The sequence below is a fragment of the Consotaella salsifontis genome (assembly GCF_900167365.1).
GTDB classification, from domain to species: Bacteria; Pseudomonadota; Alphaproteobacteria; order Rhizobiales; family Rhizobiaceae; genus Consotaella; species Consotaella salsifontis.
Genome location: NZ_FUXL01000001.1, coordinates 1 through 12,791 on the forward strand (window position 1 = coordinate 1; position 12,791 = coordinate 12,791).

At 64.5% G+C, this 12,791-nt stretch carries 10 protein-coding genes; 3 read left to right on the forward strand and 7 right to left on the reverse strand.

Annotated features, from left to right (window positions below):
- Nucleotides 1–253: 253 nt before the first annotated feature.
- The 5 genes from B5D38_RS00005 to B5D38_RS00025 form a co-directional block, all read right to left on the reverse strand.
- Nucleotides 254–1,831, reverse strand: coding sequence for a peptide chain release factor 3 (locus B5D38_RS00005; RefSeq protein ID WP_078706677.1), 1,578 nt, complete (start codon nt 1,829–1,831; stop codon nt 254–256).
- A gap of 283 nt (nt 1,832–2,114) precedes the next feature.
- The gene (locus B5D38_RS00010) at nt 2,115–2,858 is read right to left on the reverse strand and encodes a pseudouridine synthase (protein ID WP_078706344.1); all 744 of its coding nucleotides are present in this window, start codon (nt 2,856–2,858) and stop codon (nt 2,115–2,117) included.
- On the reverse strand, nt 2,855–3,796 hold the full coding sequence (locus B5D38_RS00015; protein WP_245318681.1) for a class I SAM-dependent methyltransferase: 942 nt from the start codon (nt 3,794–3,796) through the stop codon (nt 2,855–2,857). Before B5D38_RS00015 ends, B5D38_RS00010 begins: the two co-directional genes overlap by 4 nt.
- A gap of 26 nt (nt 3,797–3,822) precedes the next feature.
- On the reverse strand, nt 3,823–5,781 hold the full coding sequence (locus B5D38_RS00020) for a diguanylate cyclase (protein WP_165690740.1): 1,959 nt from the start codon (nt 5,779–5,781) through the stop codon (nt 3,823–3,825).
- Between the two features lie 360 nt (nt 5,782–6,141).
- Nucleotides 6,142–8,832: a UvrD-helicase domain-containing protein gene (locus tag B5D38_RS00025; protein ID WP_078706346.1), complete on the reverse strand. Its 2,691-nt coding sequence runs from the start codon at nt 8,830–8,832 to the stop codon at nt 6,142–6,144.
- Nucleotides 8,833–8,996: 164 nt separating this feature from the next.
- Between B5D38_RS00025 and B5D38_RS00030 the strand changes: the two genes are divergently transcribed.
- Both B5D38_RS00030 and B5D38_RS00035 read left to right on the forward strand, forming a co-directional pair.
- On the forward strand, nt 8,997–9,845 hold the full coding sequence (locus B5D38_RS00030; RefSeq protein ID WP_078706347.1) for a TIGR02587 family membrane protein: 849 nt from the start codon (nt 8,997–8,999) through the stop codon (nt 9,843–9,845).
- A 9-nt stretch (nt 9,846–9,854) separates the two neighbouring features.
- Nucleotides 9,855–10,286 carry a hypothetical protein gene (locus B5D38_RS00035; RefSeq protein ID WP_078706348.1) on the forward strand — a complete coding sequence of 144 codons (432 nt, stop codon included), beginning with the start codon at nt 9,855–9,857 and terminating at the stop codon, nt 10,284–10,286.
- Nucleotides 10,287–10,292: 6 nt separating this feature from the next.
- Here the strand turns inward: B5D38_RS00035 and B5D38_RS00040 are convergent, their stop codons facing one another.
- On the reverse strand, nt 10,293–11,384 hold the full coding sequence (locus tag B5D38_RS00040; protein ID WP_245318683.1) for a YeiH family protein: 1,092 nt from the start codon (nt 11,382–11,384) through the stop codon (nt 10,293–10,295).
- A gap of 115 nt (nt 11,385–11,499) precedes the next feature.
- Between B5D38_RS00040 and B5D38_RS00045 the strand changes: the two genes are divergently transcribed.
- Nucleotides 11,500–12,384, forward strand: a complete 885-nt coding sequence (locus B5D38_RS00045; protein WP_078706350.1) for a LysR substrate-binding domain-containing protein — start codon at nt 11,500–11,502, stop codon at nt 12,382–12,384.
- A gap of 22 nt (nt 12,385–12,406) precedes the next feature.
- On the opposite strand, the gene B5D38_RS00050 is transcribed toward B5D38_RS00045, so the two are convergent.
- Complete coding sequence (locus tag B5D38_RS00050) at nt 12,407–12,766, reverse strand: carboxymuconolactone decarboxylase family protein (protein WP_078706351.1); 360 nt, start codon at nt 12,764–12,766, stop codon at nt 12,407–12,409.
- Nucleotides 12,767–12,791 lie beyond the last annotated feature (25 nt).

Below are 12,791 nucleotides of genomic sequence, written 5' to 3' on the forward strand. Positions count from 1 at the left end.
ATGCTGGCCTCCGTCTCCAGCCAGCATGTTGAATCAGATTGGCGCCTCCGATGGAATCCTCTTCCGATTCTGCCGAACTTCATCCCGCTCTAGAGCCGGGACCGGCATTGCTGGTCGCCGGCTTTTCGCGTTGCTGCCTCATACTTCCAAACCGACGAAGCGACCTGTCAGTCGCTCCCGGTCCAACAGAAGACTCAAGCGCCGCTCGGGCTGTCCGCCCAAGCGCAAAGTATCGCCCCTACGTTCGCCTGCCTCAGCCGCGATTGCGCGTCGTTAGGAAGTGGATCGCCGGATAGGTCTTCTGCGCGTAGGACAGCTCCCAGCTGTTCCTGGCGAGGAAGACGGGGCGTTCGGATCGATCCAGCGCCATTGCACCCCGGTTCGATTCGATGAAACGCGTCAGGTCCGCCGGATCGTCCGCCGCCACCCAGCGCGCCGTCTCGAAGCCGGCGCTCTCCAGCGCGACGGGAACGTTGTATTCAACGTCGAGGCGCGAGGTGAGAACATCGAGCTGCAAGGCGCCAACGACGCCCACCAGCCAGGCCGAGCCGATCATCGGGCGGAAGACCTGCGTCACGCCCTCCTCGGCAAGGTCGGACAGGGCGCGGGCGAGCTGCTTGGTCTTCATCGTGTCGGGCAGGCGCACGCGGCGGATGAGTTCCGGCGCAAAGCTCGGAATGCCCGTCACCGAGATGTCGGAGCCTTCGGTCAGCGTGTCGCCGACGCTGAGCGTCCCGTGATTGGGAATGCCGACAATGTCTCCGGCCACCGCCTCCTCGATCACCTCGCGTTCGCGGGCAAAGAAGAACATGGGCGCGGCGATCTTCATGTCCTTGCCGGTGCGCACGTTCTTCAGCTTCATGCCCCGCTTGAAGACGCCCGACGTCAGCCGCACGAAGGCGACGCGGTCGCGGTGGTTGGGGTCCATGTTCGCCTGGATCTTCAGGACGAAGCCGGAAACCTCGGAAGCGGCGGGCTCGATCGGCTTGGGCTCCGCCGGCTGGGGCAGGGGAGGCGGCGCGAAGGCGCAGATTGCGTCAAGCAGATCGCGCACGCCCACCTCGCGCATGGCCGAGCCGAAGACCACTGGCGTCATATGGCCTTCGCGGTAGGACTTGAGATCGAAGCTCGGCAGCGAGGAGCGCGCGATCTCCAATGCCTCGATCGCCGGGCCGAGGACTCGGTCCTCGAGGTGGCCCGACCCCATCATGAAGTCATCGAGAGAATCGAACTCCTTGCGCGACCTGGCATTGGTCGTCATCGCCACGGGGCCGTCGCCGCTCACAGAGACGATCCCCTTGAAGTCCGTGCCCATGCCGAGCGGCCAGGTCAGGGGGGCGACGTCGAGGGCCAGCGCCTCGATGATCTCGTCGAGGATCTCCAGCGGGTCGCGGCCCTCGCGATCGATCTTGTTGACGAAGGTGATGATGGGAATGTCGCGCAGGCGGCAGACCTCGAACAGCTTGCGCGTCTGAGCCTCGATGCCCTTGGCCGCGTCGATGACCATGATGGCCGAATCGACTGCGGTCAGCGTCCGATAGGTATCCTCGGAAAAGTCGGCGTGGCCCGGCGTGTCCAGCAGGTTCAGGATGAGCCCGTTGTATTCGAAGGTCATCACCGAGGAGGAGATGGAGATGCCGCGCTTCTGCTCGATCTCCATCCAGTCCGAACGGGTGCGCCGCCGCTCGCCGCGTTCCTTGACCTGACCGGCGAGCCGGATCGCGCCGCTTTCGAGAAGCAGCTTTTCCGTCAGCGTCGTCTTGCCGGCGTCGGGGTGGGAGATGATGGCGAAGGTGCGCCGGCGGCTATGCCCGGTGGCGGCGTCGAACAGCGCGTCCTTCGCGGAGCCGTCCGGGCTGCTGGCGAGGGAGGTGTCGGAAGTGTCCAATGGTCAACCTATGGCAAGTGACAGGCCGTGGTGGCGGCGGAAATGTCTGAAATGGCGTTGCCGGATGCTCTAAGCGTCTTTGCCCGCTCTTTCCAGCATCGCGGGTCTCACGCGAACAGATTGAAGGTGGCGACTGGAGTTTGGCGGAGCGTAATCGAAAACGCCTTATTCTTGCAGCCGTTTGCACCAAAACGTTCCAACAATCAAAGGGAATGGAGAGACAGGGCTACGCAGGCGGGATGATGAGCGCCACCTCGGTGGCGCCAAGGACCCGCAGTTCGCCTGGAGCCAGGCTTTCCGGCAGGACGAGCTGCCCAATCCTGTCGCGATGGAGCGCCTCGACATGATTGCCCACGGCGGCGAACATGCGACGGACCTGATGATACCGGCCTTCGGTGACGGTCACATAAGCTTCCGTTGCCGAGAGCGGCTCCAGGATTGCCGGCAGGAGCGGTTTGTCCTCTCCCTCCAGAAGCAGCTCGCCCGCGGCGAAGATGATGGCCTCGTCACCCCTGAGGGGGCGCGCAAGCGTCGCGCGATAGCGTTTGGCGACATGATGCTTGGGCGAGATGATGCGATGGAGAAGACCGCCGTCGTCGGTCAGCAGAAGCAGACCGGACGTGTCCTTGTCCAGCCGCCCGACCGTCGAGAGCGCGGGTTCGCGCCGTCGCCAACGCGGCGGAAGAAGATCGTAGACGAGCGGCCCGGCCTCTTTGCGCGAGCAGGTGCAGCCGACCGGTTTATGGAGCATGATGGTCATGCCTGGGGGCGGGTCCAGCGGCTCGCCGTCCACCACCATGCGCCCTGCGAGATCGTCGCTGATTGCGATGCGCTCGTCCGCCTTGCTCAACGGTGCGCCGTCGAGGGTGATCAACCCGACGCGGGCAAGATGCTCGATCTCCTTGCGCGAGCCGTAGCCCATGTTCGAGAGCAGCCGGTCCAGCCGCAGACGCTTGGCGGGCGACGTCATTTCACGGCCTCGAAGATTTTGTAGCCGTTCTCCTCGGCCACCGAGCGAACATTGCGGAAGGCCTCTTTCAGAACCGCCTCGTAGGGGAGGTGGCGGTTCGCCGTAAGCCACAGAACGCCTCCTTTCCGCAAGGATCTCGAAGCCTTGCGAATGAAGTTCTGACCCAGGTTGCGGTCCTCCGTGCCCGCGTCGTGGAACGGCGGGTTCATGACCACGAAATCGAGGTCGGTCATGTCCGCGTCAGGCTTCAGGATATCGGCCCAGAAGAAACGAGCGCGATCGTCCTCGATGTTGCGCCGGGCGCAAGCCACCGCTCGCCTGTCGATATCGATCAGGTCGTGGCCCGTGACGGCCGGAGAGGCCAGCACGGCGCGAGAGAGAATGCCGACGCCGCAACCGAAGTCCGCGCCGCTCCCCTTTAGGGGCGGCAGGTGCTCCATAAGCAGGGCGCTCGCGGGGTCTATGCGGTCCCAGGCGAAGATGCCGGGCTGACTGACCAGCCCAAGAGGCTCGACCACACGCGGGCTGCCTTCCGCGATTGCCTCATCGACGCCGTGAAGCAAGTCGGGCCGGCGGCAGGAGGCGATGCGATGGTGACGGCGGGATTCTTCGGCGACCGAACAGCCGAAGCCTTCGAGCTCCTTGCGCAGGCGCGTGCCGCCGCGGTCCTTGGGCGCGGCAACCGTGAAAGCCGCGCCCTCCTTCAGTGCCTTGAGAGCGAGCGCCATCTCGTAGCGCCGCTCCACCGTGCCGCGCGGCGCCAGCATCGTCAGCTCGTCAAGGCTTTGGGGTGCCTCCTGCTCCAGTGCTGCTGCGCCGGGAACAAGCGGGGAAAATTGGTGCGCGCCCATTGTGGTGGAGGCAAGCTCCGGCGGCAGGTCGCCATAGACGCCGGCCATTAGCGCCACGTCACTCATCTGCTGATCAACTTCGCTCATGGCCCTCTATAGCGGGCGCGCCGCGATCACGCGAGAGAGAGCCGGTAAAGTGGAGCCTTCTCTTCGTCCGCTGCGGGCGCCATTGCGTCGCGCCTTGAGCCGGAACCGTCTTTTTCAAGATGATTCATGACCACGGTGGCGAGCTCGACGAGAAGACGGCGATGCATCTCGCTGATCTCCGGCCTAGCCACCTCGTCGACGACGGCGATGGTGCCGATGGCGTGCCCGTCGCTGGATACGATGAGCGGAGCCCCGGCGTAGAACCGGATATGCGGCGCTCCGGCAACGACGGGATTGTTCGAAAACCGGACGTCCTGGCTCGCATCGCCGACCACCATCACCGCGCGGCCCTGGATGGCATAACGGCAGAACGAGATGGCGCGCGGGATGCGATCCGCTGTCACGCCCAGAGCATCAAGGCCGGACGAGCCGATGAAGGTTTGCTCCTGATCGTCCAGCAGCGAAACCATCGCCGACGAGGTCCCGAGAATTCGAGCGGCGATCTCGGCGATCGCGTCGAAAATTGCCGTATCGTTGACCGCGTTGCGGGCCTGTTCGACAGAGGCGAGGCGCTTCTTCTCGTCGAGAAGGTTCACCTCGTCCGGATCGGCGCAAAGGCGCCGTGTCACCACGCTGTTGCGGCCCGCGCGCTTGGCATCGTAAAGCGCGGCATCGGTCGTTGCGACGAGCTCCTCGCTTCGTGCTTCGTCCGGGTTTTCCGAAGGATCGTAGGTGGCGTGGCCGATGCTGACGGTGACGACGCCATAGCCGATATTGGCCTGATGCTCGATCCTGAGCGTCTCTATGGCGGTGCGGATGCGCTCGGCTGCGGTCCTGCCGCCGGTCCGATCCGTGTCGGGAAGCAGGACGACGATTTCCTCGCCGCCATACCTCGCCACGAGATCGCTGCCACGTCCGAGCGTGCCCGCCGTCACCGCCGCGACCCGCCTCAGGCATTCGTCCCCGGCAAGATGGCCATAGAGGTCGTTGAAGCCCTTGAAGCGGTCGAGGTCCATGATGAGCAGCGACAGCGGCTTGCGTGTGCGCCGGGCGCGGCGCCATTCCTGCGTCAGGGCCTCGTCGAAGCGGCGCCGGTTGGAGAGTCCGGTCAGGCCGTCGATGTTTGAGAGTTGCCGGTATCGCTCCTCGCTTTCGCGGCGTAGTGCGAGTTCGCGGATCAATCGGAAACCGACGAAACCCAGAACGGCGTTCAGAACCAGAAACAGCCCGCCGAGCAGAAACGTCGTCTTGTACCAGTCGGCATAGATGTCCTCGAGCGACATACCGACCGCCAGGATCAACGGCAGGTTCTGGAAACGCATGAAGTTGTAGGCGCGCGGATTGCCGTCGATGATGCCGCGTCCGATGAAAAGCCCTGGCTCGGCCGTCGCGAAATGGCGGAAGACGCCGCTGTTGGCGATGGTTTCCCGGCCGGCTCGTTCGGTCTGCGGGAAGCGCGCCAGCACCGCGCCGTCCGAGCGAAGCAGCGCGATCGCCTGGTTCGGGCCGAGGCGCACCGTCTCCATCTCGTCCACCAGATAGGTGACGTAGAGGAGGCCGACGGCAACGCCAACGAATCTCCCATCGGCCTTGTTCAGCCGCCGTGCCACCGCAATGACCGTATTCTGGGTGGCGGGATCGACGAACGGCTCGCTGATGTACGTCACCAGCGCGCGGCTTCGCGACAGCCGGATGAAAAAGTCTTGATCGCTATAAGAGGTTCGGCTGCTCGGTCCGGAGCTTGACTGGTCGACGACGGCGCCGGACGAATCGAGGATGAGCATCCTGCCCGCGATGGACGGCAGGTTCTCAAGAAGCACCGCATGACTTTGCGATAAGGCGCTGAAATCAGAGGTCTGGAGAAGATCCAGCACCCTGTCGATCATGTCGATCTGCCGCTGAAAGTCGCGCCCCAGAGCCGCCATCACGTTGTCGCTCGCCACGGCGGCCTCTTCCCAGGCGTCGCGCCGCAACTCGATCAGCATATATCCAAAAATGGACATCATACCGGCGACGACGAGCAGGATGAGGCCGTTGCGCGCCCGGAGACTTAACCATGCGCGGTTTGAGCTCGTTCTCGCCGTGTGCACCGTCTCTTCCCGCCTCGCCGGACCCTCGTCGCGTCAAGCGCGGAATGGTCCTTTCCTCCTTTCTCATAGTCGATCAGATTTAACGAAGCGTGATCTTGTGGAGGGTACTTAAGCGTTTATCTCTAAGCGTAGCTGACTAGATTTGCAATTTCCGGTACATATCGCTTTCGTCCGTGAGGCGCTGATAGAATATATTTGAGATGTATTATGGTGACGGAGAGGGGCGCGGATGCTCTCCTGAGCACCGACTGGTAATCAGATCGCCTCGACGAAGCTTTCAAGGACCCGCTTCTGTCCGGCCTTGTCGAAATCCACAGTGAGTTTGTTTCCTTCGACAGCGGCGACCGTGCCATTGCCGAACTTGAGGTGGAACACGCGGTCTCCCACCGAGAAAAGGCTTTGCTCGGTCGATACCGATTTGGCGACGAGCTCGCCCGCGATCTCGCGCGGGCCTCCAGCTCTCGCTGACGAGTAGAGGCCGGCCCCCCGGCGCGGCGGCTGGTTGTGTCCCCGGCGGGCGCCCGCGCCATCACCCATGCGGCCGGCAAAGCCGGGTGCCTCGGACTGCCGGCCTGAGCCCAGGCCCGCCCCCCGCGCGTATCGATCCGCCTTCGCCTTTACTCCGTCATCGGTGTAGTCGATGTCTCGCACCCGGCCTCCCGACCAGCCGTCTCCATGGCGCGCGCCGGTTCCCATGCCGCCCGTCGCCGCCTGCGCTCGTCTCCAGCCTGGCGTGTGATAGGCGCCTTCGCTGAAGCCGGCCGAACCATCCCAGCGGCTCGCGCCGTACCCGCCGAAGCCGCTGGCGCCATAGCCGCCATAGGAGGTTGACGGCTCCATCACCTCGACATGGTTCTCGGGCAGCTCGTCGAGAAAGCGCGAGGGGATGGTGGATTGCCAAAGCCCGTGGATGCGCCGGTTCGAGACGAACCAGATCTTGACGCGCTTCTTTCCGCGCGTGATGCCGACATAGGCCAGTCGCCGCTCTTCCTCGAGACCCGAACGCCCGCCCTCGTCCAGCGCGCGTTGGTGCGGGAAGAGCCCTTCCTCCCAGCCGGGGAGGAAGACGACCTCGAACTCCAGACCCTTGGCCGAGTGGAGCGTCATAATCGTGACCGCGTCCAGATCCTCGTTCTGGTCGGTCTCCATGACCAGGGCAACGTGTTCGAGGAAGGCGGGAAGGGATTCGTATTCCTCCATGGAGCGGATCAGCTCCTTGAGGTTCTCGAGACGACCCGGAGCCTCCGCCGAGCGATCGTTCTGCCACATCTCGGTGTAGCCCGATTCCTCGAGGATCTGCTCTGCAAGCTCGGTGTGCTTGACGCGGCCGAGCGCTTCCGACCAGCGGCGCATTCCCGTCACCAGTTCCTTCAGGGCAAGACGCGGCTTGGGCTTCAGCTCCTCCGTCTCCACCACTTCGCCGGCGGCGGCGATGAGCGGTATGGAACGTGATCGGGCATAATCGTGGAGCAGGCGCAACGTCACGTCGCCCAGGCCGCGCTTCGGCGTGTTGACGATGCGCTCGAAGGCGAGATCGTCGGCAGGTTGGCAGACGCAGCGGAAATAGGCGAGGGCATCCCTGATTTCCATGCGCTCGTAGAAGCGCGGGCCGCCGATGACGCGATAGTTGAGGCCGAGCGTGACGAAGCGGTCCTCGAACTCGCGCATCTGGAACGATGCACGCACGAGGATCGCCATGTCATTGAGCGCATGACCCTGGCGCTGGAGCTGCTCGATTTCCTCGCCAATGGCGCGCGCTTCCTCCTCCGAGTCCCAGGCGGCGTGAACCTCGACCCTTGCATCCTCGGGATCCGCGCGCTCGGTGAACAGCGTCTTTCCGAGCCGGTCTTCGTTATGGGCGATGAGGTGGGAGGCGGCGCCGAGAATATGCGCCGTCGATCGATAATTGCGCTCCAGTCGGATGACCGCCGCGCCGGGAAAGTCCTTCTCGAAACGCAGGATGTTGTCCACCTCGGCGCCGCGCCAGCCATAGATCGACTGGTCGTCGTCGCCGACGCAGCAGAGATTGATGAGGGGCGCGGCCTCGCGGGAGTTGGCCACGATCGGAGAATAACCGAGATCGTCCCTTGCCGGCGAGGCCGGGGCGGGCTGGCTCGGCGCCGCATCGCGGCGCTGAGGGCGCTGGGCCAGAAGCCGCAGCCAGAGATACTGCGCGACGTTGGTGTCCTGGTATTCGTCCACCAGCATGTAGCGGAATTTCTTGTGGTATTCGGCGAGGACGTCGGGATGGCCGCGGAAGATCGCGATCGGATGGAGCAGCAGATCGCCGAAATCACAGGCGTTGAGCGCCTTCAGCCGTGCCTGATAATCCTCGTAGAGCTTGCGGCCCTTGCCGTTGCCGAAGGCGCGCGCGTCGCCTTCCGGGATTTCGCGCGGGGTCAGCCCCTTGTTCTTCCAGCCGTCCAGGATGTTGGCGAAGGTGCGCGCTGGCCAGCGCTTGTCGTCCAGGTTCTCGGCCTGGATGAGCTGCTTGATCAGGCGGATCTGGTCGTCGGGATCAAGAACGGTGAAATTCGACTTGAGGCCCACCAATTCGGCATGGCGGCGAAGGATCTTGACGCCGATCGAGTGGAAGGTGCCGAGCCACGGCATGCCCTCCACCTGCTCGCCGACGAGAAGGCCGATTCGCGTCTTCATCTCGCGCGCCGCCTTGTTGGTGAAGGTGACGGCAAGGATCTGCGAGGGATAGGCGCGGCCCGAGGCGAGGATATGAGCGATCCTCGTCGTCAGCACGCGCGTCTTGCCCGTTCCAGCGCCGGCGAGCACCAGCACAGGCCCCTCGGTCGTCTCGACGGCCGCTCGTTGCTCCGGGTTGAGCCCGTCGAGATAACCCGGCGCTGCGGGCGCTCCCCGCGCGGCCAAGGCGCGAGCGGCGATCGAGCCCGGTCGTGGGGCGGGTGCGGACGGCTTTTCGGAATCGGTCATGCCCCACTATCTAATGGATTTCGGGAGGAACACTAGGGGAACAGCTTCCTCATCTTGCGGCGCGACCATTGCCGCGGCGTGGCTCCGCTCCATTGAATCTCTGTGCGTTCTGCCTGGTCAACGGCTGGCGCGCGAGTGCCCGTGGCGTATCGGCGGGGGAGAGGATGACGGACACAGCGCGGGATCTTGCCGCGAGGCGGAGCGAGCTTCGCTCCAAGTTTCTGGTCGGGCTGGCCCGCGCCGCCGGCGGCGCTCTAATTTTCAGTTTGCCGACCATGATGACCCAGGAGATGTGGGACCTGGGCTTCACCATCAATCGGTGGCGTCTGGCGCTTCTCGTGATGATCCATATTCCCCTTCTGGCGCTGCTCGCCGCCCATATCGGCTTTGAGAGGACGTCGGGCTGGATCGCCTGTTTGCGGGACGCTGTCGTCGCTTACGCCCTTGGAATGGCGGTGAGCGCGGCGATACTGGGTGTCTTTGGCATTATCGGCCCCGGCATGCCCGCGCGGGAGATCATCGATAAGATCGCGCTCCAGGCGGTGGGGGCTTCGCTCGGCGCGTTGCTCGCCCGCAGCCAGCTCGGTGGCGACGAGCCCGAGCCGGAGGGGCACGGCTCGATGACCTATGCGAGCGAACTGTTTCTGATGGCGATCGGCGCGCTTTTCCTGGGGCTCAACGTTGCGCCGACGGAGGAGGTGCGGCTCATCTCCTATAGGATGACCGAGTGGCACGCGCTTGCGCTGATCGGGCTGTCGATCCTCGTCATGCACGCCTTCGTCTTTACCGTCGGCTTCCATGGCGAAGAGACCCGCACGCCTCATGCCCCCTGGTGGAGCGACTTTCTCCGCTTCACCATCGCCGGTTACGCGTTGGCCTGTCTCGTCAGCCTCTATGTGCTGTGGACCTTCGGGCAGGTCGATGGCGCTGCCTTTCCCCGTGTCCTCATGAGCACGGTCGTCCTCGGCTTCCCAACCTCGGTGGGCGCGGCAGCCGCGCGGCTGATCCTCTAGGAGCCATTAATGTCCGGCAATGACGACGAACCGCAGGACGATCGCGAGACGGAAGCCGAGCGTCAGGAAGAGCAAGCGCGGCCGAGGAAACTCGAATGGATCGTCGGCGGTCTTTCCGCAGTCTTGGTAGCGGCGATGGTTGGCGCGATTCTGTTCCAGGCGATCATGGTGGCGGACGACAGGCCCGAGCTTGCCGCTGAGATCCTCGCGATGCGCCGCACGGAGGCCGGGCTTCTCGTCGATTTCAAGGTGGTGAACCGGGGAGACGGTACTGCCGCCGAGGTCGACGTGCGAGGCCGCGTGTCAGGCGGCGGGGAAGATTCGCACCTGATGCTCGACTATGTGCCGGCAAGAGGTGAGGCGAAGGCGAGTTTCCTGTTTCCCAAAGCGGGTGAGGACGCAAGGATCACAATCACCCCGACGGGATACTCCATCCCATAGCAGGGCTCAAAACCCTGCGAGCTTGATGGCGCAAAGGCCGAAGCTGGCGATGAAGAGCGAGGCGAGCAGGCCGAGCAGGGCAGGGCGAAGGCCTTGCCTCTTCAGCTTGCCGAGATGGGTCTCCAGCCCCATCGCGGCCAGCGCCATGGAAAGAAGGAACGAGGCGAGAAAGGCTACTCCCTGGTGGATCTCCTCCGAAATGGGTACGAGCGAGTTGACCACGACGAGGGCGAGGAAGCCGAACACGAACCAGGGCATCGGCGCACCGCGCCTCGCGCGGCCTTCCCGTGGACCCTCCGCGCTGCGATCCCAGGCGGCAAAGCCGAGAGCGAGGATCAGCGGGGCCAGCATGAGAACGCGGCTGAGCTTGACGATGGTTCCGAAGTGGCCGGCCGCGTCGCCCCCCTGAAAGGCGGCCGCCACGACCTGTGCCACCTCGTGGATCGTTGCGCCGGTGAAGAGGCCGTAGGCGACAGGGTCGAGGGAGAGCAGGCGGCCGATAAAGGGCGCTGCGATCATCGCGATGGAGCCGAAGACCGTGACGCAGGCGACCGCATAGGCGACGTCCTCGTCCGAGCCCTCTGTCACCGTGTTGGTGGCGATCACCGCCGAGGCGCCGCATACGGACGTTCCCGCCGCGATGAGCTCCGCAAGCTTCCGCTCGACGCCGAGAAGTCGCCCCGCCGCCTTGGTGAAGAGAAAGGTCGCTGCCAGCGTCGCCACAACGACGGCGAGACCTCGCGCGCCGACTTCGCCGATCTGCGACAGGGTGAGCTGAAGGCCCAGAAGGATGATGGCAAAGCGCAGGATTCGCCGCAGCGAGAACGTGATGCCCGGCTTGGCCCATGCGGGGGCGCCGACGGTGTTGGCGATCACCATGCCGAGAACGATCGACAGGATCAGCGGACTGAGGGCCGCGATGCCGATGAGATTGCGCAGAGCGATGGCAATCGCGGCGATGGCGGCCGCCGTCGCCAGCCCCGGCAAGAGAGGCAGAAGAGCGCCGAGCGGCCCGGTGGGTGCGGTGTCGTCGGAGAGGCGGGAATAGGCGGTCGGGACGTCTTCTTCATGGGCCGACATGGCATGGAATCTCTTCATGATGGCGTTCGAGGCTCACATGGCACGGGCAAAACGTTCGATCTATCGAGTAATTTTTGTCAGATCGTTCTATAAAATCGATCGATTATAGATCTCTGTCCTCTAGGGGCCGCCGATGACGCTGGAACAGCTCCGCATCTTTCTGGCTGTCGCCGAAGCCGAACACGTGACGCGGGCGGCCGGCGCGCTGGGCCTGACGCAATCGGCCGTGAGCGCGGCCGTCGCGGCGCTCGAGGCTCGTCACGACGTCAAGCTGTTTCACCGCGTGGGGCGCGGCATTGAGCTAACCGAAGCCGGGCGCGCCTTCGTACCCCAGGCGCGCGCCGTCCTGGCGCGTGTCGATACGGCGACGGAGGTCCTTGCTGAGCTGGGCGGACGGGTGGTCGGACAATTGCGCCTCGCCGCAAGTCAGACCGTTGCGAGCTATTGGCTGCCGCAGCGCCTGGTGCGGCTTCATGAAATCTATCCGGAGCTGGATATCAGGTTGATCGTGACCAACACCGCCCATGCGGCCGAGATGCTGGTGGAGGGGACCGTCGATCTGGCGGTGGTGGAAGGAAACGTGGATGCGCCGGCGCTTGAGGCCCAGGTGGTGGATCGCGACCGGCTGATGCTGGTGGTCGGCCCCGGCCATCCCTGGGCGACGCGCGGGGATATCGTCATCGATGAACTGGGCCGCACCGGTTGGATTTTGCGGGAAGAGGGGTCAGGAACGCGGGCGGCCTTCGAGCACTGGCTTGGGGCATGCGGTCTTCCGCTCGCCGGTTTGAACGTGGTGCTCGAATTGCCGTCGAATGAGGCCGTTCTTGCGGCGGTGGAGGCCTGCGCGGCCGCCACGGTTCTCTCCGAGCGGGCCGCGCGTCTGGCGGTCCGCTCGGGCCTTGTCGTTCCGCTGCGAATGGACCTGCCAGAGCGTCTCTTCTCCGTGATCAGCCATCGCGAGCGCTATCGCACCCGCGCGGCCTCGGCCCTCATCGAACTGCTTCACTCTGGAGGGTGAGGGGCTGAAGGGTGAGGAAGTGTCAGGCTTCGCCCTTGGCGCCGCCGAACTGCTCCCAGGCGTCCAGCGCCTGCGCGGCATACATCAGCGACGGACCGCCGCCCATATAGATCGCCATGCCGAGCATTTCCTCGAATTCCGCGCGCGTCGCGCCCATCTTCACCAACGCCTCGGTGTGGAAGCCGATGCAGCCGTCACAGCGCAGGGCGATGGCGATGCCCATCGCGATCAGCTCCTTGGTCTTCTTGTCCAGCGCGCCCTCGGCGCTGGCAGCGCCGGCCATGGCGGAGAAGCCCTTCATTGTTTCCGGGATATCCTTGCGCAGGTTGCGCACCTGAGCGGAAATCGCCCTCGTGACTTCGGGATAAGGAGTGGTACCCATCGATCTGTCCCAGTTTGATAATATT

Excerpts from the sequence above, each read along its gene's own strand:
- B5D38_RS00010 (WP_078706344.1), bottom strand. The coding sequence starts at position 2,858 with ATGACGTCGCCCGCCAAGCGTCTGCGGCTGGACCGGCTGCTCTCGAAC.
- B5D38_RS00015 (WP_245318681.1), bottom strand. The coding sequence starts at position 3,796 with ATGAGCGAAGTTGATCAGCAGATGAGTGACGTGGCGCTAATGGCCGGC.
- B5D38_RS00020 (WP_165690740.1), bottom strand. The coding sequence starts at position 5,781 with ATGCTGATCGAGTTGCGGCGCGACGCCTGGGAAGAGGCCGCCGTGGCG.
- B5D38_RS00025 (WP_078706346.1), bottom strand. The coding sequence starts at position 8,832 with ATGACCGATTCCGAAAAGCCGTCCGCACCCGCCCCACGACCGGGCTCG.
- B5D38_RS00030 (WP_078706347.1), top strand. The coding sequence starts at position 8,997 with ATGACGGACACAGCGCGGGATCTTGCCGCGAGGCGGAGCGAGCTTCGC.
- B5D38_RS00035 (WP_078706348.1), top strand. The coding sequence starts at position 9,855 with ATGTCCGGCAATGACGACGAACCGCAGGACGATCGCGAGACGGAAGCC.
- B5D38_RS00040 (WP_245318683.1), bottom strand. The coding sequence starts at position 11,384 with ATGAAGAGATTCCATGCCATGTCGGCCCATGAAGAAGACGTCCCGACC.
- B5D38_RS00045 (WP_078706350.1), top strand. The coding sequence starts at position 11,500 with ATGACGCTGGAACAGCTCCGCATCTTTCTGGCTGTCGCCGAAGCCGAA.
- B5D38_RS00050 (WP_078706351.1), bottom strand. The coding sequence starts at position 12,766 with ATGGGTACCACTCCTTATCCCGAAGTCACGAGGGCGATTTCCGCTCAG.